31 protein-coding genes and 1 tRNA gene are annotated in these 24641 nt (G+C 67.9%); 22 read left to right on the top strand and 10 right to left on the bottom strand.

Going from position 1 to position 24641, the window contains the following annotated elements; all coding sequences use genetic code 11:
• The first annotated feature begins 9 nt into the window (after positions 1 to 9).
• The 9 genes from KNW02_RS00920 to rpmE all read left to right on the top strand — a co-directional run bounded on the left by KNW02_RS00920 (position 10) and on the right by rpmE (position 4376).
• Complete coding sequence (locus KNW02_RS00920) at positions 10 to 543, top strand: GNAT family N-acetyltransferase (protein ID WP_216031365.1); 534 nt, start codon at positions 10 to 12, stop codon at positions 541 to 543.
• Complete coding sequence (locus KNW02_RS00915; RefSeq protein ID WP_216031364.1) at positions 540 to 1052, top strand: GNAT family N-acetyltransferase; 513 nt, start codon at positions 540 to 542, stop codon at positions 1050 to 1052. Before KNW02_RS00920 ends, KNW02_RS00915 begins: the two co-directional genes overlap by 4 nt.
• The gene (locus KNW02_RS00910; protein ID WP_348524659.1) at positions 1049 to 1552 is read left to right on the top strand and encodes a GNAT family N-acetyltransferase; all 504 of its coding nucleotides are present in this window, start codon (positions 1049 to 1051) and stop codon (positions 1550 to 1552) included. The genes KNW02_RS00915 and KNW02_RS00910 overlap by 4 nt, the downstream gene beginning before the upstream one ends.
• A 70-nt stretch (positions 1553 to 1622) precedes the next feature.
• The gene (locus KNW02_RS00905; protein WP_216031363.1) at positions 1623 to 1919 is read left to right on the top strand and encodes a chorismate mutase; all 297 of its coding nucleotides are present in this window, start codon (positions 1623 to 1625) and stop codon (positions 1917 to 1919) included.
• Positions 1920 to 1969: 50 nt separating this feature from the next.
• The gene (rpsP, locus tag KNW02_RS00900; protein ID WP_216031362.1) at positions 1970 to 2335 is read left to right on the top strand and encodes a 30S ribosomal protein S16; all 366 of its coding nucleotides are present in this window, start codon (positions 1970 to 1972) and stop codon (positions 2333 to 2335) included.
• A 61-nt stretch (positions 2336 to 2396) separates the two neighbouring features.
• Complete coding sequence (rimM, locus tag KNW02_RS00895) at positions 2397 to 2894, top strand: ribosome maturation factor RimM (RefSeq protein ID WP_216031361.1); 498 nt, start codon at positions 2397 to 2399, stop codon at positions 2892 to 2894.
• On the top strand, positions 2887 to 3762 hold the full coding sequence (gene trmD, locus KNW02_RS00890) for a tRNA (guanosine(37)-N1)-methyltransferase TrmD (protein ID WP_216031360.1): 876 nt from the start codon (positions 2887 to 2889) through the stop codon (positions 3760 to 3762). Before rimM ends, trmD begins: the two co-directional genes overlap by 8 nt.
• Entirely contained in the window at positions 3759 to 4142 is a 384-nt protein-coding gene (gene rplS / locus KNW02_RS00885) for a 50S ribosomal protein L19 (RefSeq protein ID WP_216031359.1), read from the top strand. Before trmD ends, rplS begins: the two co-directional genes overlap by 4 nt.
• A gap of 12 nt (positions 4143 to 4154) precedes the next feature.
• The gene (gene rpmE, locus KNW02_RS00880; RefSeq protein ID WP_216031358.1) at positions 4155 to 4376 is read left to right on the top strand and encodes a 50S ribosomal protein L31; all 222 of its coding nucleotides are present in this window, start codon (positions 4155 to 4157) and stop codon (positions 4374 to 4376) included.
• A gap of 92 nt (positions 4377 to 4468) precedes the next feature.
• Here the strand turns inward: rpmE and KNW02_RS00875 are convergent, their stop codons facing one another.
• On the bottom strand, positions 4469 to 4876 hold the full coding sequence (locus tag KNW02_RS00875) for a hypothetical protein (protein ID WP_216031357.1): 408 nt from the start codon (positions 4874 to 4876) through the stop codon (positions 4469 to 4471).
• 121 nt (positions 4877 to 4997) lie between these two features.
• A complete protein-coding gene (locus KNW02_RS00870) occupies positions 4998 to 6440 on the bottom strand; it encodes a cobyric acid synthase (protein WP_216031356.1) in 1443 nt (480 codons plus the stop codon).
• 72 nt (positions 6441 to 6512) lie between these two features.
• Between KNW02_RS00870 and secG the strand changes: the two genes are divergently transcribed.
• The 3 genes from secG to KNW02_RS00855 all read left to right on the top strand — a co-directional run bounded on the left by secG (position 6513) and on the right by KNW02_RS00855 (position 9530).
• Complete coding sequence (gene secG / locus KNW02_RS00865; protein WP_216031355.1) at positions 6513 to 7019, top strand: preprotein translocase subunit SecG; 507 nt, start codon at positions 6513 to 6515, stop codon at positions 7017 to 7019.
• A 153-nt stretch (positions 7020 to 7172) separates the two neighbouring features.
• Entirely contained in the window at positions 7173 to 8816 is a 1644-nt protein-coding gene (gene pyrG, locus KNW02_RS00860; RefSeq protein ID WP_216031354.1) for a CTP synthase, read from the top strand.
• A gap of 126 nt (positions 8817 to 8942) precedes the next feature.
• On the top strand, positions 8943 to 9530 hold the full coding sequence (locus tag KNW02_RS00855) for a YdeI/OmpD-associated family protein (RefSeq protein WP_216031353.1): 588 nt from the start codon (positions 8943 to 8945) through the stop codon (positions 9528 to 9530).
• A 164-nt stretch (positions 9531 to 9694) separates the two neighbouring features.
• Here the strand turns inward: KNW02_RS00855 and rpsO are convergent, their stop codons facing one another.
• From rpsO to KNW02_RS00830, 5 genes are all read right to left on the bottom strand, one after another.
• Positions 9695 to 9964: a 30S ribosomal protein S15 gene (gene rpsO / locus KNW02_RS00850; protein WP_216031352.1), complete on the bottom strand. Its 270-nt coding sequence runs from the start codon at positions 9962 to 9964 to the stop codon at positions 9695 to 9697.
• Between the two features lie 178 nt (positions 9965 to 10142).
• Complete coding sequence (locus KNW02_RS00845; protein ID WP_252733318.1) at positions 10143 to 11267, bottom strand: calcium-binding protein; 1125 nt, start codon at positions 11265 to 11267, stop codon at positions 10143 to 10145.
• 93 nt (positions 11268 to 11360) lie between these two features.
• Positions 11361 to 11864 (bottom strand): DUF1643 domain-containing protein, encoded by a 504-nt coding sequence (locus tag KNW02_RS00840; RefSeq protein WP_216031469.1) that lies wholly within the window; start codon positions 11862 to 11864, stop codon positions 11361 to 11363.
• A 95-nt stretch (positions 11865 to 11959) separates the two neighbouring features.
• Positions 11960 to 12085, bottom strand: a complete 126-nt coding sequence (gene ykgO, locus KNW02_RS00835) for a type B 50S ribosomal protein L36 (RefSeq protein ID WP_042245282.1) — start codon at positions 12083 to 12085, stop codon at positions 11960 to 11962.
• An 81-nt stretch (positions 12086 to 12166) separates the two neighbouring features.
• Positions 12167 to 12241, bottom strand: a tRNA-Val gene (locus KNW02_RS00830).
• 156 nt (positions 12242 to 12397) lie between these two features.
• Between KNW02_RS00830 and KNW02_RS00825 the strand changes: the two genes are divergently transcribed.
• From KNW02_RS00825 to KNW02_RS00810, 4 genes are read left to right on the top strand one after another with little or no spacing between them, the layout of a single operon-like run.
• Entirely contained in the window at positions 12398 to 13267 is an 870-nt protein-coding gene (locus KNW02_RS00825) for an N-formylglutamate amidohydrolase (protein WP_252733317.1), read from the top strand.
• 18 nt (positions 13268 to 13285) lie between these two features.
• Positions 13286 to 14185 (top strand): SPFH domain-containing protein, encoded by a 900-nt coding sequence (locus KNW02_RS00820; protein WP_216031351.1) that lies wholly within the window; start codon positions 13286 to 13288, stop codon positions 14183 to 14185.
• A complete protein-coding gene (locus KNW02_RS00815; RefSeq protein WP_216031350.1) occupies positions 14182 to 14451 on the top strand; it encodes an NfeD family protein in 270 nt (89 codons plus the stop codon). The genes KNW02_RS00820 and KNW02_RS00815 overlap by 4 nt, the downstream gene beginning before the upstream one ends.
• Complete coding sequence (locus KNW02_RS00810; protein WP_216031349.1) at positions 14451 to 14876, top strand: NUDIX hydrolase; 426 nt, start codon at positions 14451 to 14453, stop codon at positions 14874 to 14876. The genes KNW02_RS00815 and KNW02_RS00810 overlap by 1 nt, the downstream gene beginning before the upstream one ends.
• Here the strand turns inward: KNW02_RS00810 and KNW02_RS00805 are convergent.
• The gene (locus tag KNW02_RS00805) at positions 14873 to 15607 is read right to left on the bottom strand and encodes a hypothetical protein (RefSeq protein WP_216031348.1); all 735 of its coding nucleotides are present in this window, start codon (positions 15605 to 15607) and stop codon (positions 14873 to 14875) included. The two genes, KNW02_RS00810 and KNW02_RS00805, sit on opposite strands and share 4 nt — an antisense overlap.
• A 70-nt stretch (positions 15608 to 15677) precedes the next feature.
• On the bottom strand, positions 15678 to 16385 hold the full coding sequence (pyrF, locus tag KNW02_RS00800) for an orotidine-5'-phosphate decarboxylase (RefSeq protein ID WP_216031347.1): 708 nt from the start codon (positions 16383 to 16385) through the stop codon (positions 15678 to 15680).
• 158 nt (positions 16386 to 16543) lie between these two features.
• On the opposite strand from pyrF, the gene clpB reads away from it, so the two are divergent.
• A complete protein-coding gene (gene clpB, locus KNW02_RS00795) occupies positions 16544 to 19186 on the top strand; it encodes an ATP-dependent chaperone ClpB (protein WP_216031346.1) in 2643 nt (880 codons plus the stop codon).
• Positions 19187 to 19305: 119 nt separating this feature from the next.
• Positions 19306 to 19950: a hypothetical protein gene (locus KNW02_RS00790; protein ID WP_216031345.1), complete on the top strand. Its 645-nt coding sequence runs from the start codon at positions 19306 to 19308 to the stop codon at positions 19948 to 19950.
• A gap of 26 nt (positions 19951 to 19976) precedes the next feature.
• Here the strand turns inward: KNW02_RS00790 and KNW02_RS00785 are convergent, their stop codons facing one another.
• On the bottom strand, positions 19977 to 20885 hold the full coding sequence (locus tag KNW02_RS00785) for a 5'-methylthioadenosine/S-adenosylhomocysteine nucleosidase (RefSeq protein ID WP_216031344.1): 909 nt from the start codon (positions 20883 to 20885) through the stop codon (positions 19977 to 19979).
• Positions 20886 to 21135: 250 nt separating this feature from the next.
• Here KNW02_RS00785 and KNW02_RS00780 point away from each other — a divergent pair, with 250 nt between their 5' ends.
• From KNW02_RS00780 to msrA, 4 genes are all read left to right on the top strand, one after another.
• The gene (locus KNW02_RS00780; RefSeq protein ID WP_216031343.1) at positions 21136 to 22104 is read left to right on the top strand and encodes an NAD(P)H-dependent flavin oxidoreductase; all 969 of its coding nucleotides are present in this window, start codon (positions 21136 to 21138) and stop codon (positions 22102 to 22104) included.
• Positions 22105 to 22202: 98 nt separating this feature from the next.
• Complete coding sequence (locus KNW02_RS00775) at positions 22203 to 23462, top strand: NAD(P)/FAD-dependent oxidoreductase (RefSeq protein ID WP_216031342.1); 1260 nt, start codon at positions 22203 to 22205, stop codon at positions 23460 to 23462.
• Positions 23463 to 23556: 94 nt separating this feature from the next.
• The gene (gene msrB / locus KNW02_RS00770) at positions 23557 to 24006 is read left to right on the top strand and encodes a peptide-methionine (R)-S-oxide reductase MsrB (RefSeq protein ID WP_216031341.1); all 450 of its coding nucleotides are present in this window, start codon (positions 23557 to 23559) and stop codon (positions 24004 to 24006) included.
• Positions 23999 to 24505 carry a peptide-methionine (S)-S-oxide reductase MsrA gene (msrA, locus tag KNW02_RS00765; RefSeq protein WP_216031340.1) on the top strand — a complete coding sequence of 169 codons (507 nt, stop codon included), beginning with the start codon at positions 23999 to 24001 and terminating at the stop codon, positions 24503 to 24505. The genes msrB and msrA overlap by 8 nt, the downstream gene beginning before the upstream one ends.
• Positions 24506 to 24641 lie beyond the last annotated feature (136 nt).

Genomic DNA, 24641 nt, shown 5'->3' with positions numbered 1-24641 from the left:
CCACCTGCAATGCAAACCCAGGTCGCAACCATCCTCGTCAAGGTGCCGGTTCTGGAAACCGGGCGCCTGCGGCTGCGCGAACCGCGGCTGGATGACTGGGACGCCGTGCGTGCCTTCGGCCTGTCCGAACGGTCGCGTTATATCGGCGGCCCGTTCGAGGAATGGCAGATCTGGACCTCGCTGCTGGCACCCATCGGGCACTGGGCCGTGCGCGGTTACGGCTTCTGGACGGTGGAAGAAAAAGCCACCGGCCGGGTTACCGGCCGCCTCGGGGTGATCAACCATATCGACTGGCCCGAGCCAGAGCTTGGCTGGCAGATCTACGAAGGCTTCGAAGGCAAGGGCATGGCCTATGAGGCCGCCATGGCCGCCCGCGCCCATGCCGCAACCGCGATGGGCCTTGGTCCGCTGATCTCGCAGATCCATCCGGACAACATCCGCTCGCGCCGCCTTGCCGAACGGATGGGCGCCGTCATCGAACGCGAAGGCGAGGTCCGCGGCACGCCATGCCTGATCTACCGTCATCCGGCGGAGGCCGCATGACCGCCCCGACCCTGACCACCGACCGCCTGATCCTGCGCCTGCCCGAGGCGGGCGATGGCGATGCCTATGCCCGCTTCTTCGCCGATGCCGAGGCCTCGCATTTCTATGGCGGCCCGCTGCGCCGCGATCAGGCATTCGGCATCCTGTGCCGCGATATCGGTCACTGGATCCTGAAAGGCTTCGGCAAGTTCGTCATGACCCGTGACGGCGCGACCATCGGCGGCTGCGGCATCGTCCATCCCGACGGCTGGCCCGGCCATGAACTGACATGGTGGTTGCTGCCCGAAGCGCGGGGCGCCGGCATCGCACAAGAGGCATCCCGCGCCGTGCTTGGCTGGGCACGCGCGCATCTGGGCCGCGCCACGGTCGAGACGCATTTCCGCGACGAGAACACCGCCGCCCGCCGTCTGACCGAAGCCCTCGGTGGAGGCCTGCTGCGTCGGGAAACCTTCCCCGACGGGATCGACCGCGATGTCTACGGCCTGCCAACCGGCGAGGTGCGGTTGTGAGCACCCCGACCCTGACCACCGACCGCCTGACCCTGCGCCCGCATTGCATGGACGACTTCGGCCCCTACGCCGCGCTGATGCAATCGGACCGCGCGGTCCATATGGGCGGGCCGTTCGATCTGGAACGGGCCTGGCAATGGTTCGCCTCGGATGTCGCGCAATGGCCGCTGAAGGGCTGCGGCGCGCTGGCCGTGACCGAAACCGCGACCGGCCGGCTGGTCGGTCAGGTCGTGCTGAACGACCTGCCGCATTTTCCCGAACGCGAACTGGGCCGGATGGCCTTCGCCGAGGGCCGGGGCTACCTGACCGAAGCCGCCGCCCGCCTGCGCGACTATGCCCTCGGCGACCTCGGCTGGCCGACGCTGGTCAGCTATGTCGATCCGGACAACCGCCGCTCGGCCGCGCTGGCCGAACGGCTGGGCGCGCGGCTGGACGGCACGGCAGGCCGCCCCGATCCCGCCGATCTGGTCCATCGCCACCACAAGGGGGCCGATGCATGAGCCGTGCCCAGCCTGTGTACAACCTGTGCACCTCCTGTGCACCCGCCGGACAGCCTGAAAAGGGGGCCGCATGACCGAACCCGTCGCCCGTGCCGCGGCACTTCTGAAGGAACACCGCGCCAGCATCGACCGGCTGGACGCGATCCTTGTCTATACGCTGGCCGAAAGGTTCAAGCACACCCAATCCGTCGGCCGCCTCAAGGCCGAACACGACCTTCCTCCGTCCGATCCGGCGCGCGAAGCGCAGCAGATCGAGCGGCTGGAACGCCTCGCGCGCGAGGCCGATCTGGACCCGGAATTCGCGCGCAAATTCCTGAACTTCGTGATCGCCGAAGTGATCCGGCATCACGAAATCTTTCAATCCTGAGGTCGGGGGCCAGACCCCGCCAGAACCGCCATTTCAAAGGAGAAACCCGAATGGCCATGAAAATCCGTCTCGCCCGTGGCGGCAGCAAGAAGCGCCCCCATTACGCCATCGTCGCAACCGATTCGCGCATGCCGCGCGACGGCCGCTTCCTGGAAAAGCTGGGCACCTATAACCCGCTTCTGCCGAAAGACAGCGAAGAGCGCGTGAAGATGAACATGGAGCGCGTGCAGTACTGGCTGGGCCAGGGCGCCCAGCCGACCGACCGCGTCGCCCGCTTCCTGGAAGCCGCCGGCGCCAGGGACAAGGCCGAGCGCAAGAACATGAAGAAGGCCGTGCCGGGCGACAAGGCCAAGAAGCGCGCCGAGGAAAAGGCCGCGAAAGCCGCCGCCCCGGCCGAGGAAGCCGCCGCCGAGTGATCGGCAGCAAGCCGGCCGGCGGGGCGCGACCCCGCCGGCCAAGTGTCAGACCGGGGGCCACATGACAGCGGATCGGATCTGCGTCGGCGCAATCGCGGGGGCCTTCGGCGTCCATGGCGAGGTGCGGCTGAAAAGCTTCTGCGCCGAGCCGCGCGACATCGCCGGCTATGGCCCGCTGACCACCGAGGACGGCACGCGCAGCTTCACCATCAGGCTGACGCGCCCCGTCACCGGCGGCCTGGGCGCGCGGCTCTCGGGCGTCACCGGCCGCGAACAGGCCGAGGCGCTGAAGGGCACCACCCTCTGGGCGCCGCGCGACGCCCTGCCCTCGCTGCCCGACGATGAATTCTACCATGCCGACCTGATCGGGCTGGAAGTCGTCGATACCGGCGGGCGGGTGCTGGGCCGGGTCCGGGCGATCTTCGATCACGGCGCCGGCGACATCCTTGAAGTCGTGGGCAAGGAACAGCTTCTGCTGCCCTTCACCCGCGCCGTCGTGCCCACCGTCGATCTGGCGGCGGGCCGTATCGTCGCCGACCCGCCCGACACCGATGAGTGACACACCGAAATCCCACGGCCGGCTGTCCGTCACCGCCAGCCTGCGCCCGCGCGAGCTGATGGCCGAACCGCAAGTCAGGGGCGTCTGGACCGCGCGCGTGGTGACGCTGTTCCCCGAGGCATTTCCCGGCATCCTTGGCCTGTCGCTGACCGGCCGGGCGCTGGCCGAGGGGCTGTGGAACCTCCGCACCATCCCGCTGCGCGACTTCGGCACCGGCCGGCACCGCAATGTCGATGACACGCCGGCGGGCGGCGGCGCGGGCATGGTGATCCGCGCCGATGTCATGGACGCGGCCCTGCGCGAGGCCCGGCAGGGTGTGCCCGCCCCGGTTCTCTACATGTCCCCGCGCGGCCGGCCGCTGACCCAGGCCCGTGCCCGCGCGCTGGCCGAAGGCCCGGGCGTCACCCTGATCTGCGGCCGCTTCGAGGGCGTGGACCAGCGGGTTCTGGACGCCCATGCGGTCGAAGAGGTCAGCATCGGCGATTACGTCCTGACCGGGGGCGAGATCGCCGCTCAGGTCTTGATCGACGCGACCGTCCGGCTTATACCCCGCGTGCTGGGGAATCAGGACTCTCTGGCCGAGGAATCCTTTTCCATCGGCAACCGGGGCCTTCTGGAAGCCCCCCAGTACACGAAGCCCGCCCGGTGGGAAGGCCGCGAGATACCCGAGGTTCTGCTTTCGGGCCATCACGCGGCCATTGCTGCTTGGAGGGCCAGTGAGGCCGAAAGGCTGACCAAGGAACGCCGCCCCGACCTGTGGCGGGCATATGCCGAAGGGCATGTGGACCCGGCAAAGGACCGACAGCTCTCGGGCGCATCAGACCAATCGCGGGACCGCCGCGAGCAGACAGAGGAACCCAAGCGATGAACCTGATCGCAGAACTGGAAGCCGAGCAGATCGCTGCGCTTGGCAAGACCATCCCCGACTTCAAGTCCGGCGACACCGTGCGCGTCGGCTACAAGGTGACCGAGGGCACCCGGACCCGCGTGCAGATGTATGAAGGCGTCTGCATCAGCCGCAAGGGCGGCAGCGGCATCGGCGCCAGCTTCACCGTGCGCAAGATCAGCTTTGGCGAGGGCGTCGAGCGCGTCTTCCCGCTGTATTCGACCAATATCGATTCGATCGAGGTCGTGCGCCGCGGCAAGGTCCGCCGGGCCAAGCTGTATTACCTGCGCGATCGCCGCGGCAAGTCGGCCCGGATCGCCGAAAAGACCAATTACCGGCCCAAAGCCGACGCGAACGCATAAGGAGGTCGCGAGATGAAAAAGGAAATCCATCCCGACTACCACATGATCGAAGTCAAGATGACCGACGGGACCACCTACCAGACCCGTTCGACCTGGGGCGCCGAGGGCGAGACCATGTCACTGGACATCGACCCGACCTCGCATCCGGCCTGGACCGGCGGTTCGGCCAAGCTGATGGACACCGGCGGCCGCGTGTCGAAGTTCAAGAACAAATACGCCGGCCTCGGCTTCTGATCGCCACCGGCCCCGCGCATGCGAAACGCCGCCCCCCCCCCGGGGCGGCGTTTTTCATTGTCATGGCTCGGTGCCGGATGATCCGGAAGGGGTCATTCCAGCCAGGACAGCAGAAAGGCCAGGATGGCGATGCCGGAGGTGACCGCGCCCAGCCGCCAGGGCGTGCGGACACCGGTGACCCGCTCGGCCTTGCGGCCGATCTGCGCCAGCGGCAGCGAAAAGACCAGAATGCAGACCGGCGCGGCGATCCGTGCCCAGACCCGACCGGCGGTCACGCCGAAGATCGCGATGGCGATGACCGCCAGCGCGAAGGCGAGGATGGTGGCCGCAAGGGTCCGGTACTGGGCCAGCAGCAGCCCGCTGACGGCCCTTGGAACGCTGACCCCCGCCTTGTCCAGAATCCGCGCATGGTAGTCGAGCGGCGCGGGGCCGGTCGCATATTTCCAGGCTATCGTCAGGACCAGAAAGGCACAGACGCAATAGAAGAAAGCCGCGATCATCTGTTCATCCTCCGGAATACGCCGCGACCCTCGCACAACCTGCCTCGCGTGACGACCCGCGCGAGGCGGATGTGCCGCAACGGCATATGCGGCTCCGATCGCCGGTCCCGCTTTCAGGCCGTCACCCGCCTGCGCCGGTCGCAAGGGTAAGCAGTGCCGTCACGTCCAGATGCGCCTCGAGATGATCGGCCAGATCGTCCAGAACCCGGTCCACGCCGGCCTCATAGCCCGGCTGCGAGGCCACGCCCAGCCGGGCCAGCCAGGCGGCGCGAAAGCGGTCGTCCGAGAACAGCCCGTGCAGATAGGTGCCCATGATCCGGCCGTCACGGCTGATCGCGCCGTCGGGGCCGGGGATATGGGCGAAGGGGCGGGCGCAGTCGGGGCCGTGGCTGCGGCCCATATGGATCTCGTAGCCCGAGACAGGCTGACCGAAGGCCTCGCCGGTGATGCGTTCAAGCCGCTTGCCGGTCGCCATCTCGGTCTCGATGTCCAGAAACCCGAGGCCCGGCACCTCGCCCGCCGCGCCATCGCCGCCATGGGGATCGCGGATCGCCCGGCCCAGCATCTGATAGCCACCACACAGCCCCAGCACATGACCGCCGCGCCGGACATGGGCGGCCAGATCCACGTCCCAGCCCTGCGCGCGCAGGAAGGCCAGATCGCCGATGGTCGATTTCGTGCCGGGGATCACCACCAGCTCGGCATCGCCGGGGATCGGACGGCCCGGCCCCAGCATGGTCAGCCGCACGCCCGGCTCGGCCGCCAGCGGATCGAGATCGTCGAAATTGGCGATCCTTGACAGGGTCAGGCAGACGACATGCAGGCCCGCGCCCTGCGAGGCGCGCAGGTCCACCGCATCCTCGGCCGGCAGGCGATGCGCGCCCGCAAACCACGGCAGCACGCCGAAGCCGCGCCAGCCGGTGCGGGTCTCGATCATCCGATAGCCATCCTCGAACAGGGCCGGATCGCCGCGGAACTTGTTGATCAGGAAGCCGCGCACCATGGCGGCGTCGCCGGCGTCGATCACCGCCTGCGTGCCGACGATCTGGGCGATCACCCCGCCCCGGTCGATGTCGCCGGCCAGAACGACCGGCACGCCCGCCGCCCGCGCAAAGCCCATATTGGCGATGTCGCGGGGGCGCAGATTGACCTCGGCCGGGCTGCCGGCGCCCTCGACGATGGTCAGGTCACGGCCGGCGGACAGGCGGGCAAAACTGTCCAGAACGCCGGCCATCAGCCGCGTCCGCAACCCAGCATAGTCCCGCGCCTGCGCCCGGCCGATGGCGCGGCCCTGCAGGATCACCTGCGCGCCGGTATCGGTCTCGGGCTTCAGCAGCACAGGGTTCATGTCGACCATGGGCTCCAGCCCGCAGGCGCGGGCCTGCAGCGCCTGCGCCCGGCCGATCTCGCCGCCATCGGCGGTCACGGCGGCGTTGTTCGACATGTTCTGCGGCTTGAAGGGGGCAACGGACAGCCCGCGCCGCAGCGCCGCACGGCACAGCCCCGCGACCAGCATCGACTTGCCGACATTCGAGCCGGTGCCTTGGATCATCACTGCCGGCATGGGACTCTCTTGCTTGCCTTCACCCGCTTCGGTGACTAGATAGGCGCGTCCGCAATTGAAAGGCCGAATGCCGTGGAAAACGTCGTCCTGACCGTCCATCTGATCCTTGCTTTGCTGCTGACCGGGGTGGTGCTGCTGCAACGCTCGGAAGGTGGCGGGCTGGGCATGGGCGGTGGCGGCGGCGTGATGACCGGCCGGCAGGCCGCCAATGCGCTGACCCGGCTGACCTGGATCCTCGGCATCGCGCTGTTCGTCACCTCGATCGCGCTGACGGTGATCGCGGCACGGCAAAGCGCGACCGGCTCGATCATGGATCAGCTTGGCGTGCCCGCCCAGCAGCAGGACAGCGATTCGTCCCTGCCGACGCTGCCCAGCTATGCCCCGCCGCCCGCCACGGGTGGCGATCCGCTGACCCCGCCGGCCCCGGATGCGCCGGCCCAGCCCGCTGCCCAGGCCCCCGCCGCCGAACCCGCAGCGACGCCCGAGGCAGCCGCGGCGGATGCGCTGACCCCGCCCGCCGCAGCGGCCCCGGCCGAGGCCGAGCCCGCCACCGAAACGGCGACCGAACCGGCGAACTGAGACGCTACAACAGCTTGGGGTGGAATAAATCTGTCCCACATCAACTTGCGGTCCGTTGCGGTCACCGGGCGAATCATCTATAGCTTGAGTCCCGTGATGCAGGTCGTCGGACGGCCCGCAGATCAAAGACATTTTGCATTTCACGGGGTCTTCATGGCGCGTTACATCTTCATCACCGGCGGCGTCGTTTCGTCCCTTGGCAAGGGGCTGGCCTCGGCGGCGCTTGGCGCGCTGCTGCAGGCCCGCGGCTTCACCGTGCGGCTGCGCAAGCTGGACCCCTATCTGAACGTCGATCCCGGCACCATGTCGCCGTTCGAGCATGGCGAGGTCTTCGTCACCGATGACGGGGCCGAGACGGATCTGGACCTCGGCCATTACGAACGCTTCACCGGGGTCAGCGCGCGGCGCACCGACAGCGTGTCCTCGGGCCGGATCTATTCCAACGTGCTGGAAAAGGAACGGCGCGGCGAATATCTGGGCAAGACCATCCAGGTGATTCCGCATGTCACCAACGAGATCAAGGACTTCCTTGCCATCGGCGAGGACGAGGTCGATTTCATGCTGTGCGAGATCGGCGGCACGGTCGGCGATATCGAGGGCCTGCCCTTCTTCGAGGCGATCCGCCAGTTCACCCATGAACGCCCGCGCGGGCAATGCATCCTGATGCATCTGACGCTGCTGCCCTATCTGGCGGCCTCGGGCGAGTTGAAGACCAAGCCCACGCAGCACAGCGTCAAGGAACTGCAATCCATCGGCCTTGCCCCCGACGTGCTGGTCTGCCGGTCCGAGCATCCGATTCCGGAAAAGGAACGCGCCAAGATCGCGCTGTTCTGCAATGTCCGGCCCGATGCGGTCATCCCGGCCTATGACCTGCACTCGATCTACGAGGCGCCCCTGGCCTATCACCGCGCCGGCCTCGACCGCGCCGTGCTGGACGCGTTCCAGATCAGCCCCGCCCCGCGTCCTGACCTGTCGACATGGGAGGACGTGATGGACCGGCTGGACAATGCCGAGGGCGAGGTCAGGATCGCCGTGGTCGGCAAGTACACCCAGCTTGAGGACGCCTATAAATCCATCGCCGAGGCGCTGACCCATGGCGGCATGGCCAACCGCGTCCGCGTCCGCGCCGACTGGGTCGACAGCGAGCAGCTTGAGGGCGAGGGCGCGCATCTGCTGGACGGCTATCACGGCATCATCGTGCCCGGCGGTTTCGGCGAACGCGGCACCGAGGGCATGATCCAGGCGGCGAAATACGCGCGCGAAAAGGACGTGCCCTATCTGGGCATCTGCCTGGGCATGCAGATGGCGGTAATCGAGGCGGCGCGCAACCTGGCCGGCATGCCCGATGCGGGATCCGAGGAATTCGACCACGAGGCCGGCAAGACCCGCTTTACCCCGGTGGTCTATCACCTGAAGGAATGGGTGCAGGGGAATTACACCGTCAGCCGCAAGCTCGGCGACGACAAGGGCGGCACGATGCGGCTCGGCGCCTATACGGCGATCCTCGCCGCGGGCTCCAGGATCAGCGAGATCTATGGCGGCGCGCTGGAGATGGAGGACCGCCACCGCCACCGCTACGAGGTCGACGCGAAATACCGCGAGGCGCTGGAGACTGCGGGGCTGAGCTTCTCGGGCATGTCGCCGGATGGCAAGCTGCCCGAGGTGATCGAATATCCCGATCACCCGTGGTTCATCGGCGTGCAGTCGCATCCCGAGCTGAAATCCAAGCCCTTCCAGCCGGCGCCGCTCTTTGCCGGCTTCGTGCGCGCGGCGATGGAGGAAGGCCGGCTGGTCTGACCCGGCGGCAGGATCGGGGCATCCCGACCGCGCCGGTCCGGTTGACCACTCCGCCGGCAGCGTCGCCCGCGCTGGACAGTCACCCGCCGCCTTCGCATAATCCGGTCACCAGATGGGGCTGGAACGATGCCGCGAACCGATCGTGACCCTGACGCCTTCTTCGCCGGCCTCACCCTGTGGCGCGACGAGTTGCGGGCCCTGCGCGCGATCCTGCGCGACCTGCCCCTGACCGAGGAATTCAAGTGGTCCGCGCCCGTCTACACCCATGGCGGCGCCAATGTCGCCATCCTCTGGGGCTTCAGGGACCGGGCGACCCTCGGCTTCTTCAAGGGCGTCCTGCTCGGCGATCCCTGGGCGATCCTCGAAGCCCCGGGCGAAAACTCGCGCTCGTCGCGGATCGTGAACTTCACCAGCCTCGCGCAGATCGAAGCGGCCGCGCCGACCCTGCGCGCCTATCTCGCCGAGGCGATCCGGAACGAGACCGAGGGCCGCAAGGTCGAGTTTCCGAAGGACGATCTTCCGCCGCCGGCGGAACTGCTGGCCCGGCTGGAGGCCGACCCCGACCTCCGCGCCGCCTTCGCGGCCCTCACCCCCGGCCGCCGCCGCGGCTGGCTGCTGCATTTCACCACCGCCAAGCAGCCGAAGACCCGCCTCGCCCGCATCGACAAGGCCACCCCCCGCATCCTCGCCGGCAAGGGCATGCACGACCGCTGAGGGCGCAGTGCCCTGCCTCGCGCTCTTTCCAAATACCTCGGGGGGAGTCGCAGAATGCGACGGGGGGCAGTGCCCCCCTGCCACGCCGAAGCCAGACACGCCCGGCCATGAAAAAGCGCCCGCCGCTCGCGCGACGGACGCTCATGTCCGGCAGCCGGATCGGATCAGCGGCGGATGCCCAGCCGCTTGATCAGGTCCTGATAGCGCGCCTCGTCCTTGCCTTTCAGATAGTCCAGCAGCTTGCGGCGCTGCGCGACCAGCTTCAAAAGGCCCCGGCGCGAGTGGTTGTCCTTCTTGTGGGTCTTGAAATGCTCGGTCAGCGTGACGATGCGCGAACTCAGGATCGCGACCTGCACTTCGGGCGAGCCGGTATCGCCGGCCTTGGCACCGAATTCCTTGATGACGCGGGCTTTTTCCTCGACAGTGATCGACATCGGGGGCTCCTTTCGGATCTAGGGGTTATGGCGCAGGCCGGGATGTCGTCCAGCACGGGCCCATGGAGAATCGCCGCCCGGCACAAGGCACCGGAAGGGATGAGCGCCTATAGGGGAAATTCCCGCGGATGAAAACCCCCCGCCTGCCGCGGGGCTGGGCGGGGCCGGGCTGGGCCGGTCAGTCGCGCCGGGTCACCACCACGATATCCTCGACCCGCAGCCCATCCGATTGCAGCAGCCGGCCGACGGCTTCGCCATTGATCTGGATCAGCGTGGTCCCGTCCAGATCCTCGCTGAGGGCGATCTGCGGATCCGCGGCCATGGCCTGCGGCAGATGCAGGTAGATGACATCCTCCTCGGCGCTGAAATCGGCGATGACGGGAATCTCCGCATCCTGCGGACGCAGCACGAAGGTATCCGCCCCCGCCAACCCTTCCGCGAAATCGCCGGCACCCGGCATCAGCACATCGTCGCCCTCGCCGCCATGCATCCAGACCGTCGCCGGATCGTCATCACCGATCAGCAGGTCATCGCCGCGGCCGCCATCTAGGTCGTCGCTGCCGCCGTCCGAGCGCAGCACGTCATTGCCGTCATTGCCCGACAGCCAGTCGTTGCCGGCGCCACCCGAGATGGTATCGTCGCCCTCGCCCCCAAGCAGCGTGTCGTCGCCCTCATCGCCCCGGATCCGGTCGTCGCCGCCCTGTCCGCACAGCGAATCATCGCCCGCGCCGCCAAGGATCAGGTCGTCGCCGCCGGGGCCGTAATCGGCATCCCCCTGCACCCAGTCGTCACCCGCACCGGCAAGGATCGTGTCCGCGCCCTGCCCGCCGCGCAGGTCGTCGGCGCCACCATGGCCGGCGATGACATCGTCGCCGCCACCGCCCATCAGCACGTCGTCGCGATCGTCGCCGGCAAGGGCATCGGGGCCGGCCTCGGCCGGAACGTCGTCCCAGGCCCAGGGGTCTCCGCCCCGTTCCCACGGCGCCTCGCCCCCGACCGCGGGATCGCCGGGACCATCCGAGCCCCCGTCCGTGCTCCCGCCGCCCCCCGTCGCGGGGCCATCGCCATTCCCGCCGGCATCGGTGCCGGGGCCCCCGCCCGCGCCGTCATCCGGGTCCGTGGGATCGCTGGTGCCGCCCCAGTCCGGGTCGTCGGGATCGGGCATGATGGGTGGCAGGCCGGACCCTTCGCCATTCCCGTCTGGCGGCAGGTCGTCGGCCGAGGTGCCGTCGGTCGCGGTCATGGTCATGTCGACGGCCAGACCCGCGACCAGAATCCCCACAAGACTCGCAAGCATCAACATGACAAAACCCCTGAACCACGGCGAGGAGGGCCGAACCCGCTGACAGTATAGCGCCTGCCGGGGCGAAGGATGAAATGCTATCTTAAGAAACAGTTAATACCAGCGACATGGCAGAATCGCATAGCCGATGTAAAGGGGATGGCGGGGCATTCCTGCGCGTGTGAGGCCAAGATGCCACAATCTGTGATTGTCCTGTCGCAGCATAGCCTCGACCTCGGCGCCGCGCCCCAGATGCGTTCCATGCACCCCCCAGGCGCACAGCACGTCATCGGCCCAGTCCGCGGCCCCGGCCAGAACCGCGTCATTTGCCGGCCCGACCGGGGCCGGGGCCGATGTCAGCACACGCGGATCGGTCGCCCGAAAGGCGAAGATATTGGCGATCCGCATCGCACCACAGCCCATCGCCCGGGCCCGCCTCTCGCAGCGCTCGATGGTGGGATCGTTGCGGCGCTCATCCGCGGTCGAGGGGTTCAGCATCACGAACAGCAGCCGTGCCCCCTTGCCCCATTCACGCGTCAGCGCATAGCGATAGGCCCCGCATTCCGAATAGACCGCCGTGGACCGCGCCCGGTCGTCCTGATGGCTGCGAATGATCATCCCTACCACGCCCCCCGTCCGGCCCCGACCCGGCCATGAAAAAACCCGCCGGCAAGGGCGGGTGATTTCGTCTTCGCGGTGATCCCGCCTGCGGCTCAGCCCTGACGGGCCTTGAAGCGGCGGTTGGTCTTGTTGATCACATAGATCCGGCCCTTGCGGCGCACGACCTGGCAGTCGCGGTGCCGGCTCTTGAGCGAGCGGAGCGAGTTGCGAACCTTCATCGGTCTTCTCCATCGTCGCGGCTCGCGGGCCGCCTGGAAAACGAAATGCCCCCGACGCCTGAGCCGGGGGCGGCGAAATAATGGTGGGCGGTACTGGGATCGAACCAGTGGCCACTACGATGTCAACGTAGTGCTCTACCGCTGAGCTAACCGCCCCACCTTCGGTGATTCCGTCCGGTTTCACGGGGAAACCAGGCCGAGCCACCTTCGGTCCGCGTGTCTATATAGCTGCCTCGCAGGGGATTCAAGACCTATCGGCAAGGCATTCTTTATGTCTATAAATAGAGGATTTCCGGCGCCCGGAGCCCTGCCTTGACTGCGTCTGACCTGCCCGTATCGATCACCCGTCCCGACCACTGGATCAGCGGCGTCATCTTCGCGTCGCCGCATTCCGGCTGCACCTATCCCAACTGGTTCCTGCAGACGACCGACCTGCCGATGACGGCGCTGCGCTCGTCCGAGGATGCCTTTGTCGACCGGCTGATTTCCTGCGCCCCCGAATTCGGCGCGGTGACGCTGACCGCGCAGGTGCCGCGCTGCGTGGTCGACCTGAACCGCGGCCCGGACGAGATCGACCCCCTCGTGGTGCGCGGCGTACCCCGCCATCCGCTGAACCAGCGCACCCTGGCCGGGCTGGGCGTGATCCCCCGCGTCGTCTCGCAGGGGCGCCCGATCCACAACCGCCTGATCGAGCGCGGCGAGGCGGATCGCCGCATCGCCGCCTACTGGCGCCCCTATCACCAGGCGCTGTCCGCCCTGATCACCGAGGCCCGGACCCGATTCGGGCAGGCCATCCTGATCGACATGCATTCGATGCCGCATGACGCGCTGACGCATCTGACCGGGCCGCGCACCGACATGGTGCTGGGCAACCGCCACGGGCTGTCGGCGGCGGCGCGGGTCTCGGACGCGGTGACCGGCGCGGTCGAGGCCGAGGGCTGGCGCATCCGCCGCAACTCGCCCTTCTCGGGCGCCTATATCTGCTCGGCCTATGGCCGGCCGGGACAGAACATCCATGTGGTCCAGCTGGAAATCGACCGCGCCCTTTACATGGACGAGGCCACGATCACGCCGCATCCGGGATTTGACGACTTCGCCGCCCGCATCGCCCGGGTGATCCGGCGTCTGGCGGCGCTCGAGGCGGACGGGGCGGCCGATCTTGGCGGCATCGCGGCGGAATAGCCTGAAGGAGCAGCAAGGATGCAGAACCTAACCGGCGGGATCGGCGACCTGATCGGCCAGAACATCGCCCTGATCGTTCTGGCCGTGGTGATTTTCCTCACCGTCAGCTGGGCGGTGCGGATCGTGCCGCAATCGGAAAAATTCGTGGTCGAACGCTTTGGCCGGCTGCGCGCCGTGCTGGGGCCGGGGATCAATTTCATCATGCCCTTCCTCGACCGGGTGGCGCACAAGATCTCTATCCTCGAACGGCAGTTGCCGACCAACCGGCAGGACGCGATCACCGCCGACAACGTGCTGGTGCAGGTCGAGACCTCGGTCTTCTACCGCATCATCGAGCCGGAAAAGACCGTCTACCGGATCCGCGACATCGACGCGGCCATCGCCACTACCGTCGCCGGCATCGTCCGCTCCGAGATCGGGACGATGGAACTGGATCAGGTGCAGTCGAACCGCGCGCAGCTGATCGAACGGATCCGCGAATCGCTGGCCAATGTCGTCGATGACTGGGGCATCGAGGTGACGCGGGCGGAAATCCTCGACGTGAACCTCGACGACGCCACCCGCGCCGCCATGCTGCAACAGCTGAACGCCGAGCGCGCCCGCCGCGCGCTGGTCACCGAGGCCGAGGGCAAGCGCCGCGCGGTCGAACTGGCCGCCGATGGCGAGCTTTATGCCGCCGAGCAGCAGGCCAAGGCCAAACGCGTGCTGGCCGAGGCCGAGGCCTATGCGACCGAGGCCATCGCCCAGGCCATCTCCAAGAACGGGCTCGAGGCGGCGCAGTACCAGGTGGCGATGAAGCAGGTCGAGGCGCTGGTCGAGGTCGGCCAGGGCGCGGGCAGGCAGACGGTGATCCTGCCGGCCGCCGCGCTGGATGCCTTTGCCGATGCCTTCAGCCTGCTGAAGGGGCGGGCGCCATGAACTGGCTGAACGGCTGGCTGTGGATCGTCCTGTCCCTCGTTCTGGCGGTCCTGGAACTGTTCGCGCCAGGCTGGGTGTTCATGGGGCTGGCGGCGGCGGTGGGGCTGATGGGGATCCTGCTGCTGACCGGACTGTGGTCGGCAGGGCTGCCGATGACGCTGGTCGCCACGGCACTTCTGTCGGGCCTCGCCTGGTATCTTCTGCGCCGCGTCGCCGGCGTGAAGAAGGGTCAGGTCCGCATCTGGGACCGCGACATCAACGACTGATGGCGGCAGCGGCGGGCAGGACGGCGGATGTGCCCTTTCACGGCGCCAAGCTGCTGCTGACCGAGGGCGCGCGGCTGCTGACCTGCCTGCGCGACGATTTCGACCACATCCCCTTCCCCGCCCATTGGGACCTGCCCGGCGGCGGCCGCGACGGGGCCGAGACGCCGATCGCCTGCGCCCTGCGCGAACTGCACGAGGAATTCGGCCTGATCCTGCCCCCGGACCGGCTTCGCGGACGCGCCTTCCCCTCGCATCAGCGGCCCGGCATGATCTCGTGGCTCTTTGCCGGCCAGTTGACGCCGGCCGAGATCGCCGCGATCCGCCTCGGCGACGAGGGCCAGGCCTGGCGGATGATGCCGCTGGCGGAATTCATGGCCCATCCGCGCGCGGTGCCGCATTTCAAGGCCTGGATCGCCGCGCTCTAGCGGCCGGCGATCCCGCGCACCAGCGGGCGCAGGGCGTCGCCCTTGACCATCCAGCCGGTGGCGAAGGCGAAGGTGGCGATGAATTCCAGCCAGAAGATCGGCCGCAAGGGCAACAGGGCCTCGTCCCATCCGGTCACGAACAGCACCCCGATCAGCCCGATGCTGACCACGATCAGCCAGCCGCAGACCGCATAGATGCGGTTCGATGCCCATTTCTCGTCGCTGTCCACCTTGCCGCGCCGGAACAGGACAAGGCAATAGACCGCCAGCGCGGCGAAATAGACCCCGGCCGCGACCAGATGCAGCCGGTCGGCCAGGGCCACCCCGAGGCGGCATTGCAGCAGCGTGCAATCCTGCGCCGGATCGAAGACCTGCCCCGGCGGCAGCAGCCCTTCGGGACTGGTCGGCGCCAGCGCGATCAGCAGCGCCGCCAGCGCCGCCACCCGCGCCGTCGCCTTGTCGCTGACGATCTCGCCGGCGTTGCGGCGAAAGCCCTCATAGCTCCACAGAAACACCGCCTGCGCGCAAAGCGTGCCCACGAAGACCTCGCGCATGGGCGAGTAATAGGCCACCGACATGCTGAGAGGGACGCCCCCCGGCGCGAACAGCCCATAGGCCAGCAGCGCCAGCGGCAGGAAATAGCCCAGCGTGCCGATGGCGCGGCGCACGGCCAGGAAGGACAGCACCAGATCGTTCTCGGCCTTCTGGCGGATACCCTGCGGATCGTTCATGCCCTGCCCTCCTTCAACTGCCGGGAGGGTGGCGCGATCGGCCTGCCGGGTCAACGTGTTGCGCGAAACCTCAATGGTTCGGGCGTTGCGCCTGCGGCGAGGCCATCTCGGCCAGGATCGCCTCGGCGGCGACGCGCGGATCGGCGGCCTGCCAGACCGGGCGGCCGACGACGATGTGATCGGCGCCGGCGGCAATGGCGCTGGCCGGCGTCTCGACCCGCTTCTGATCGCCCAGATCGGCGCCGGCGGGCCGCACCCCCGGGGTCACAATCAGCCCGGCATTCGGCAGCGCGCGAATGGCCGAGGCTTCGCGCGGCGAACAGATGATGCCATCGGCCCCGGCCTCGAAGGCGCGGGCGGCGCGCTCGACCGTGATCTCGTGAAGATCGCCCGCCCGGATCATCCCGGCATCCAGATCGGCGCGCTCCAGCGAGGTCAGGATGGTCACGCCGAGGATCTTCAGGTTGCTGCCCGCAGCCCCCTCGCGCGCGGCGCGCACGACATGCGGATCGCCATGCACGGTCAGGAAATCCAGATCGTATTTTGCGATCCCGCGCACCGCCGCCTCGATGGTGGCGCCGATGTCGAACAGCTTCATGTCCAGGAAGATGCGCTTGCCATGCTCCTGCTTCAGCTCGTTGGCCAGCGCCAGCCCGCCGCCGGTCAGCATCCCCAGCCCGATCTTGTAGAAGCCGACCGAATCGCCCAGCCTGTCGGCGAGGTCCAGCCCCGCCAGCGCGTTCGGCACATCCAGCGCCACGATCAGCCGCTCGTCCATGCTTGTCCCCTTCTGCCGCGCAATCGCGGCGTTATGGCACAGGAAATAACCGCTTGAAAGTGTCGCGCGATGCCCCAAATCTCTACCGAAGACCCGGACCGGGGCGTGCCGCATCAGGGCGCCCGCGACGCGGGGGCTAGTGAAAGGAGCATAGATCGATGAACATGGAAAAGTTCACCGAACGGTCGCGCGGTTTCCTGCAGGCCGCCCAGACCATCGCGATCCGCGAGGAAAACCAGCGGGTTCTTCCCGAACATCTGCTGAAGGCCCTGATGGATGACGATCAGGGGCTGGCCGCCAACCTGATCAACCGCTCGGGCGGCGATGCCGGGCGCGTCCGCCAGGCCGTGGACCAGGCCGTGGCCAAGCTGCCGAAGGTCTCGGGCGACAACGCCCAGGTCTATGTCGATCCCGCGATGGTGCGGGTGCTGGACGAGGCCGAGAAGGTGGCGAAAAAGGCCGGCGACAGCTTTGTTCCGGCCGAGCGGATCCTGATGGCGCTGGCGATGGTCAATACCAATGCCAGGGACGCGCTCGAGGCGGGCGCGGTCAGCGCCCAGAACCTGAACGCCGCGATCAATGACATCCGCAAGGGCCGCACCGCCGACAGCGCCTCGGCCGAGGACAGCTATGAGGCGCTGAAGAAATATGCCCGCGATCTGACCGAGGCCGCCGAACAGGGCAAGATCGACCCGATCATCGGCCGCGACGAGGAAATTCGCCGCGCCATGCAGGTGCTGTCGCGGCGCACCAAGAACAACCCGGTCCTGATCGGCGAACCCGGCGTCGGCAAGACCGCCATCGCCGAGGGGCTGGCGCTGCGCATCATCGACGGCGACGTGCCCGAATCGCTGAAGGACAAGAAGCTGATGGCGCTGGACATGGGCGCGCTGATCGCCGGCTCCAAGTATCGCGGCGAGTTCGAGGAGAGGCTGAAGGCGATCCTGAAGGAGATCGAGGCCGCCTCGGGCGAGATCATCCTGTTCATCGACGAGTTGCACACCCTCGTCGGCGCCGGCAAGACCGATGGCGCCATGGATGCCGCGAACCTGATCAAGCCGGCGCTGGCGCGGGGCGAGCTGCATTGCGTGGGCGCCACCACGCTGGACGAATACCGCAAGTATATCGAGAAGGACGCGGCCCTTGCCCGCCGCTTCCAGCCGGTCCTGGTCGAGGAACCGACGGTCGAGGACACGATCTCGATCCTGCGCGGCATCAAGGAGAAATACGAGCTGCACCACGGCGTGCGCATCTCGGACGCGGCGCTGGTCGCGGCCGCGACGCTGTCGCATCGCTACATCACCGACCGCTTCCTGCCCGACAAGGCCATCGATCTGGTGGACGAGGCCGCCAGCCGTCTGCGCATGGAGGTCGACAGCAAGCCCGAGGAACTGGACGCGCTGGACCGCCAGATCCTGCAATTGCAGATCGAGGCCGAGGCGCTGAAGAAAGAGGACGACGCCGCCTCGCGCGACCGGCTGGAACGGCTGGAAAAGGACCTCTCGGACCTGCAGCAGCAAAGCGCCGAGATGACCGCCCGCTGGCAGGCCGAACGCGACAAGCTCGAGGGCGCGCGCGGCCTCAAGGAACAGCTTGACCGCGCCCGGGCCGAACTGGATCAGGCCAAGCGCGAGGGCAATCTGGCCCGCGCCGGCGAACTCAGCTACGGCATCATCCCGGGGCTGGAAAAGCAGCTGGCCGAGGCCGAAGGCGGCGAATCGGGCAATGGGCTGATGGTCGAGGAGGCCGTCCGCCCCGAGCAGATCGCCGAGGTGGTCGAACGCTGGACCGGCATCCCCACCAGCAAGATGCTGGAGGGCGAGCGCGAGAAGCTGCTGAAGATGGAAGAGGAACTGGGCAGGCGCGTCATCGGCCAGCAGGAGGCGGTGGTCGCCGTCTCGAACGCCGTCCGCCGCGCCCGCGCCGGCCTCAACGACGAGAACCGGCCGCTCGGCTCGTTCCTGTTCCTCGGCCCGACCGGCGTCGGCAAGACCGAACTGACCAAGGCGCTGGCCGAATACATGTTCGACGACGATTCCGCGATGGTCCGCATCGACATGTCCGAGTTCATGGAGAAACATTCCGTGGCCCGGCTGATCGGCGCCCCTCCGGGCTATGTCGGCTATGACGAGGGCGGCGTGCTGACCGAGGCGGTGCGGCGGCGCCCCTATCAGGTGATCCTGTTCGACGAGGTCGAAAAGGCGCATCCGGATGTCTTCAACGTGCTGCTGCAGGTGCTGGACGATGGCGTGCTGACCGACGGCCAGGGCCGGACGGTGGACTTCAAGCAGACGCTGATCATCCTGACCTCGAACCTCGGCTCGCAGGCGCTCTCGACCCTGCCCGAGGACGCCGATGCGACCGATGCCCGCCATCAGGTGATGGAGGCGGTGCGGATGCATTTCCGCCCCGAATTCCTGAACCGGCTGGACGAGATCATCATCTTCCGCCGCCTGACGCGCGAGAACATGGACGGCATCGTCAATATCCAGCTGGCGCGGCTGGGACAGCGCCTCGCCGGCCGCAAGATCGGGCTGGAACTCGACGAGGCGGCGCGCAAATGGCTGGCCGACCAGGGCTATGACCCGGTCTTCGGCGCCCGCCCGCTGAAGCGCGTGATCCAGCGCGCCCTGCAGGACCCGCTGGCCGAGATGCTGCTCTCGGGCGAGGTCCTCGACGGCCAGACCGTCAGGGTCGGCGCCGGGCCGGATGGACTGCTGGTCGGCAGCCACATCGGCACCGCCGGCCACAAGCTGGGGGCGGTGGGCGAAGGCCCGAAACCCGACGCGACGCTGCATTGATACGCCCATGACAACGGCCCCTCCAGCACCTGCCGGGGGGGCCGGCGCGCCTGGCGGGCGCGACTGACGCGGGGCCGTCGATCGTGCTAGGCTTGCCGAAATAGCCGGTGGCCGATCCCATGTCTCACCTTGCCAAAGCCGATTTCGAGGCCCGCTATCGCGGCTTCGACGAACTCGACCCGGTCGCGCAGGGCGGGGCGCGCAAGCAGTTGATCCGCGCGCTCGAGGCCGATCTGCGGCAGGGCGTTGCACCCGACCTGCTGGACAGCCGGGATCTGGCGATACGGCTTGCCAGCGGCGGTGAAATCGACCGTATCCTGTCCTCGCTGCTGATCGAACAGGGCCGCGTTGCCGTGGCCCCCGGCGATGATCGCCGCCATGTCGAATCCGAATGGGACCGCCTGTCCCGCGCCGGTTTCGGCCCGGCCACCAGCCGCCAACCGCTGCATTATGCGCTGCGCGCCTATGCCGCCGGCCTGTCGCGGGACGGGCAGGCCCGGGGCCGTTCCGCCGATCTTGCCTTCCTTGACACCATGCTGGACCGGATGCGCCGGAGCCCGACCGATGCCGGCAGCCGGGTCGAAGAGAAGACGGCGGAAATCCGACGCCTCATCGCCGACGACAGCGCCGAAACCGCATCCCACCCGGTCGAGGTCAGAACGGCGCGGATCGCGCTGATTGCCGCGGTCGCCGTGGCCGTCATCGGGCTGATCGGCACCCTGGGCGGGGAACTGATCAAGGTCTTTCTGGGCGCCTCACGCTAGCCTGCCGACCGCCCCCTGATGATCCCTCACTCGGGCAGCGCCTCCACGAACAGCTTCACCACCTCGGCCGAATTCGTCGCCGCCAGCGACATGAACACGCCCATCTCGTTCTCGCCCTCGCCGCCACCAGCAAGATCCGACAGCGACCGGAAGGCGATGAAGGGCACCTGATTGGCCCAGGCCACCTGCGCCACCGCGGCGCTTTCCATATCGACCACCTGCGCCTGAAACGTCCCGAAGATCCATTCGCGCAGGCCGGCATTATCGACGAAAGCCGACCCCGACACGCCATTGCCGCCGATAACGATCTGCGGCGGCTGCGACAGGCAGGCATTGTCGCCGTTGCACGCGGCCAGATCGGTTTTTGCGGCGACGCCCCGCGCAACCTCCAGCAGGCCCTGATCGACCGGGAACCAGAAGCGGTCCTCGGGTTCGCCCCGGTCGGAGGCGACGGTGGTTTCGCTGGTGAAGATCATCCCGTAATTCGGGAAGGGCGATTCCAGAAAGCCGGGAATCGCGAACCGGCCCTCCGTCTCGCGCGCCATGATGGTTTCCAGATACGGCCCCCATTGCCCGGCCACGACCACATCGCCGATGTTCAGCGACGGATCGACGCCGCCCGCAATGCCCGAAAAGACGATCGCGCCGATATCGAAACGATCCAGCGCCAGCTGCGTGGTCATGGCGGCGTTCACCATCGACACGCCCGACAGGAACAGCACCACATCCTTGCCCGCAAGCTGGCCGGTGATGAACTCGACTCCGTTGATGGTTTGCGACCGGGCGTCCTGCAACTCGGCTTGCAGACCGACCCATTCGGGCGGAAAGGCCGACATGACGGCGATGACCGGCCGCGCCGCAGGGTCCTGCGCCCATGCGGCGGTGGCAAGGCCGGCAATCGCGGCGGCAAGCGTGATCGGACGGATGGCGGGCATGGCGAACCTCATGTGACGGCGGTCCCGCCATCATGCGGCGACGCCGCGCAACACGCAACGCCCGCACGCGGTGTACAGCCTGTGCACGCCCGGTGCCCGCCCCGTGTACGTGCTGTGAGGCCGAAAACCTGGCAATTGCTGGCCTTCCGGGGATGATGCCGCGCTGTTGCGCGCCGCAAAGCGCGCAACGTCACCCTTGCCCTTCGCGCCGGCGCACCCATAGTCCTAGCAACTCAAGAGGGGGATCCCAATGCTGCCGCCAATTCTTCAGAACCTGCGCATTCCGGTCGTGGGCTCGCCCATGTTCATCGTCTCGAATCCCGATCTGGTGATCGCGCAATGCAAGGCCGGAATCGTCGGCAGTTTCCCGGCCCTGAACGCCCGCGAAAAGGACGGCGAGCCGATCCAGCTCGAGGCCTGGCTGACCCGCATCACCGAGGAACTGGACCGCCACAACCAGGCCAATCCCGACCGTCCCGCCGCCCCCTTCGCGGTGAACCAGATCGTCCATCGCAGCAACGCGCGGCTGGACCGCGACATCGAGATCTGCCACCGCCACAAGGTGCCGATCTGGATCACCTCGCTGGGTGCGCGGACCGAGGTGAACGCCGCCGCCCATGACTGCGGCGGCATCACGCTGCATGACATCATCAACAACAGCTTCGCCCGAAAGGCGGTCGAGAAGGGCGCCGACGGCATCATCGCCGTGGCCGCCGGCGCGGGCGGCCATGCCGGGCCGCAATCGCCCTTCGCGCTGGTGCAGGAAATCCGCGAATGGTTCGACGGCCCGCTGCTGCTGTCGGGGGCCATCGCCACCGGCCGGGCGGTGCTGGCGGCGCAGGCGATGGGTGCCGATCTGGCCTATATCGGCAGCCCCTTCATCGCCACGACCGAGGCGAATGCCCAGCCCGATTACAAGCAGATGATCGTCGATTCCGGCGCCATGGACATTGTCACCTCTTCGCTGTTCACTGGCGTGTCGGGCAACTACCTCGCGCCCTCGATCCGCAATGCCGGGCTGGACCCCGAGGCGCTGGCCCATGCCGATCCCAGCACGATGAATTTCAACGACCTGTCGGCCAAGCCCAAGGCCTGGAGCACGATCTGGGGCTGCGGCCAGGGCATCGGCGCCGTGCATGAGATCGTCCCGGCAGCCCAGTTGATCGACCGGCTGGCCGGCGAATACGACGCGGCCCGGCGCGCCATCGTCGGATTGTAAACGCCGCCGATAGACAGTTCCACGCCGGGACGCCTCGCCCTGCCGGCCGTTCCTCGCTAGACCATGCAGGTTGGAGGCGGAACTGCGTGGAGGAAAAGATGACGCGGAAGGTCGTGGTGATCGGCGCCGGCTTTGCCGGTCTGCAACTGGTGAAGGATCTGAAGGGCGCGGATTGCGAGATCACACTGATCGATCAGCGCAATCATCACCTGTTCCAGCCGCTGCTCTATCAGGTGGCGACGACATTGCTGGCGACCTCGGAAATCGCCTGGCCTATCCGCCGGCTGATGCGCCGGCGCAAGGACGTGACGACGCTGCTGGCGACGGTGGTGGGCATCGACCGCGCCGGCCGCGAGGTGATCCTGAAAAGCGGCGCGCGGGTCCCCTTCGACATCCTCGTGATCGCCACCGGCGCGCGGCACGCCTATTTCGGCAACGACCAGTGGGAAAAGGACGCGCCGGGGCTGAAGACGCTGGAAGACGCGACCACGATCCGGCGGCGTCTGCTTCTGGCCTTCGAGCGCGCCGAGGTGACCGAGGACGAGGCCGAACGCGGGGCGCTGCTGACCTTCGCGGTGATCGGCGCAGGGCCGACCGGCGTCGAACTGGTGGGCATCATCGCCGAGCTGGCTCAGCATGTGCTGCCGCAGGAATTCCGCCATATCGACACCCGCAAGTCGCGCATCATGCTGATCGAGGCCGGGCCGCGGATCCTGTCGGCCTTTCCGCAGGGCCTGTCCGACTATGCCGCCCATTCGCTGGGCAGGCATGGCGTCGAGGTCCGGACCGGCATCCCGGTGACGGCGGTTTCCGAGGACGGGATCGTTCTGGGTGACCAGCCGATCCCCGCCCGCACCGTCATCTGGGCCGCCGGTGTGCAGGCCTCGCCCGCCGCCGAATGGCTGGGTGTCGAGGCGGACCGCGCCGGCAGGGTCGTGGTCGGCGACCACCTCGCCCTGCCCGACGATCCAGCGATCTTCGTCATCGGCGATACCGCCCATGTGGTCAGCGACGGCCGGCCGGTTCCCGGCGTCGCCCCGGCCGCCAAGCAGCAGGGGGTTCACGTCGCGAGGGTCATCAGGGCAAGGCTGGCCGACCGGCCCGAACCGGCGGCCTTCCGCTACCACGGCATCGGCAATCTGGCCACGATCGGGCGCAATGCCGCGATCATCGATTTCGGCCGGGTCAGGCTGAAGGGCCGGCTGGCCTGGTGGGTCTGGGGCATCGCCCATATCTATTTCCTGATCGGGACGCGGTCACGGCTGGCGGTCGCGCTGAGCTGGCTGTGGAGTTTCCTCGCGCGCCAGAACACCGCCCGCCTGATCACCCAGAAGGAAACCCTGCGCGACACCGATTGACGGCCCTGCCGTCTTCACGGCATCACGAGGTCCCTTGGCCCGCGCGCCCGCCCGCCTACATAGTGGGGGAACAGATTCGCATGGGAGGCGACGCATGAAATACGCCAGAACCGAAGAGGCGCTGTCGCGCCTGACCCCGGAACAGTTCCGGGTCACCCAGCACAGCGGCACCGAGCGCGCCTTCACCGGCGAATACGACCATCATTTCGAGGCCGGCCTCTATGTCGACGTGGTCTCGGGCGAGCCGCTGTTCGCCAGTTCGGCGAAATACAATTCCGGCTGCGGCTGGCCGGCCTTCACCAGACCCGTCGAGGACAACGTCACCGAGCACCGCGACACCTCGCATGGCATGACCCGGGTCGAGGTGCGTTCGCGCCATGGCGACAGCCATCTGGGCCATGTCTTCCCCGACGGGCCGCGCGATCAGGGGGGGCTGCGCTACTGCATCAACTCGGCCGCGCTGCGCTTCGTGCCGAAGGACCGGATGGAGGCCGAGGGCTATGGCGCCTGGCTGGACCAGGTCGAGGAGGCGGAACATGACTGAGCGCGCGGTTCTGGCCGGGGGCTGCTTCTGGGGCATGCAGGATCTGGTCCGGCGGCTGACCGGGGTGATCTCGACCCGGGTGGGCTATACCGGCGGCGATGTCCCGAACGCCACCTATCGCAATCACGGCAGCCATGCCGAGGGGATCGAGATCGTCTTCGACCCGCAGATGATCACCTATCGACGGTTGCTGGAATTCTTCTTCCAGATCCACGACCCGACCACCCCGAACCGGCAGGGCAACGATATCGGATCCAGCTATCGCTCGGCCATCTATTATCTGGACGAGGATCAGAAACAGATCGCGCAGGACACGATCGCGGATGTCGAGGCCTCGGGCCTGTGGCCGGGCAAGGTCGTCACCGAACTTGAACCCGCGGGCGATTTCTGGGACGCCGAGCCCGAGCATCAGGATTATCTTGAGCGGTTCCCGAACGGCTATACCTGCCATTTCCCGCGCCCGAACTGGGTGCTGCCGAAGCGCAGCGCCGCCGAATAGGCGCGGCACAGGGCACCCGCCGGCCCCCGCGACACAGGCACCCCGAAGCAGGCTTCGGGGTGTTTTTCTGCGTCCCGCGATAGCGCCGCCGCGGCTGTCGTCCCGGGGGGCGGGTTGGTTCAAGGCGGCGCCTGCA

Origin of the sequence: Paracoccus marinaquae (assembly GCF_018860165.1) — a bacterium.
Classification (GTDB): Bacteria; Pseudomonadota; Alphaproteobacteria; order Rhodobacterales; family Rhodobacteraceae; genus Paracoccus; species Paracoccus marinaquae.
Note: the sequence above shows the minus strand (reverse complement) of the source record. Positions and strands in the feature narration are given on the sequence as shown.

Coding starts and splice junctions, on each gene's coding strand:
- KNW02_RS00920 (WP_216031365.1), top strand. CDS start 10: ATGCAAACCCAGGTCGCAACCATCCTCGTCAAGGTGCCGGTTCTGGAA.
- KNW02_RS00915 (WP_216031364.1), top strand. CDS start 540: ATGACCGCCCCGACCCTGACCACCGACCGCCTGATCCTGCGCCTGCCC.
- KNW02_RS00905 (WP_216031363.1), top strand. CDS start 1,623: ATGACCGAACCCGTCGCCCGTGCCGCGGCACTTCTGAAGGAACACCGC.
- rpsP (WP_216031362.1), top strand. CDS start 1,970: ATGGCCATGAAAATCCGTCTCGCCCGTGGCGGCAGCAAGAAGCGCCCC.
- rimM (WP_216031361.1), top strand. CDS start 2,397: ATGACAGCGGATCGGATCTGCGTCGGCGCAATCGCGGGGGCCTTCGGC.
- trmD (WP_216031360.1), top strand. CDS start 2,887: ATGAGTGACACACCGAAATCCCACGGCCGGCTGTCCGTCACCGCCAGC.
- rplS (WP_216031359.1), top strand. CDS start 3,759: ATGAACCTGATCGCAGAACTGGAAGCCGAGCAGATCGCTGCGCTTGGC.
- rpmE (WP_216031358.1), top strand. CDS start 4,155: ATGAAAAAGGAAATCCATCCCGACTACCACATGATCGAAGTCAAGATG.
- KNW02_RS00875 (WP_216031357.1), bottom strand. CDS start 4,876: ATGATCGCGGCTTTCTTCTATTGCGTCTGTGCCTTTCTGGTCCTGACG.
- KNW02_RS00870 (WP_216031356.1), bottom strand. CDS start 6,440: ATGCCGGCAGTGATGATCCAAGGCACCGGCTCGAATGTCGGCAAGTCG.
- pyrG (WP_216031354.1), top strand. CDS start 7,173: ATGGCGCGTTACATCTTCATCACCGGCGGCGTCGTTTCGTCCCTTGGC.
- KNW02_RS00855 (WP_216031353.1), top strand. CDS start 8,943: ATGCCGCGAACCGATCGTGACCCTGACGCCTTCTTCGCCGGCCTCACC.
- rpsO (WP_216031352.1), bottom strand. CDS start 9,964: ATGTCGATCACTGTCGAGGAAAAAGCCCGCGTCATCAAGGAATTCGGT.
- KNW02_RS00845 (WP_252733318.1), bottom strand. CDS start 11,267: ATGTTGATGCTTGCGAGTCTTGTGGGGATTCTGGTCGCGGGTCTGGCC.
- KNW02_RS00840 (WP_216031469.1), bottom strand. CDS start 11,864: ATGATCATTCGCAGCCATCAGGACGACCGGGCGCGGTCCACGGCGGTC.
- ykgO (WP_042245282.1), bottom strand. CDS start 12,085: ATGAAGGTTCGCAACTCGCTCCGCTCGCTCAAGAGCCGGCACCGCGAC.
- KNW02_RS00820 (WP_216031351.1), top strand. CDS start 13,286: ATGCAGAACCTAACCGGCGGGATCGGCGACCTGATCGGCCAGAACATC.
- KNW02_RS00815 (WP_216031350.1), top strand. CDS start 14,182: ATGAACTGGCTGAACGGCTGGCTGTGGATCGTCCTGTCCCTCGTTCTG.
- KNW02_RS00810 (WP_216031349.1), top strand. CDS start 14,451: ATGGCGGCAGCGGCGGGCAGGACGGCGGATGTGCCCTTTCACGGCGCC.
- KNW02_RS00805 (WP_216031348.1), bottom strand. CDS start 15,607: ATGAACGATCCGCAGGGTATCCGCCAGAAGGCCGAGAACGATCTGGTG.
- pyrF (WP_216031347.1), bottom strand. CDS start 16,385: ATGGACGAGCGGCTGATCGTGGCGCTGGATGTGCCGAACGCGCTGGCG.
- clpB (WP_216031346.1), top strand. CDS start 16,544: ATGAACATGGAAAAGTTCACCGAACGGTCGCGCGGTTTCCTGCAGGCC.
- KNW02_RS00790 (WP_216031345.1), top strand. CDS start 19,306: ATGTCTCACCTTGCCAAAGCCGATTTCGAGGCCCGCTATCGCGGCTTC.
- KNW02_RS00785 (WP_216031344.1), bottom strand. CDS start 20,885: ATGCCCGCCATCCGTCCGATCACGCTTGCCGCCGCGATTGCCGGCCTT.
- KNW02_RS00780 (WP_216031343.1), top strand. CDS start 21,136: ATGCTGCCGCCAATTCTTCAGAACCTGCGCATTCCGGTCGTGGGCTCG.
- KNW02_RS00775 (WP_216031342.1), top strand. CDS start 22,203: ATGACGCGGAAGGTCGTGGTGATCGGCGCCGGCTTTGCCGGTCTGCAA.
- msrB (WP_216031341.1), top strand. CDS start 23,557: ATGAAATACGCCAGAACCGAAGAGGCGCTGTCGCGCCTGACCCCGGAA.
- msrA (WP_216031340.1), top strand. CDS start 23,999: ATGACTGAGCGCGCGGTTCTGGCCGGGGGCTGCTTCTGGGGCATGCAG.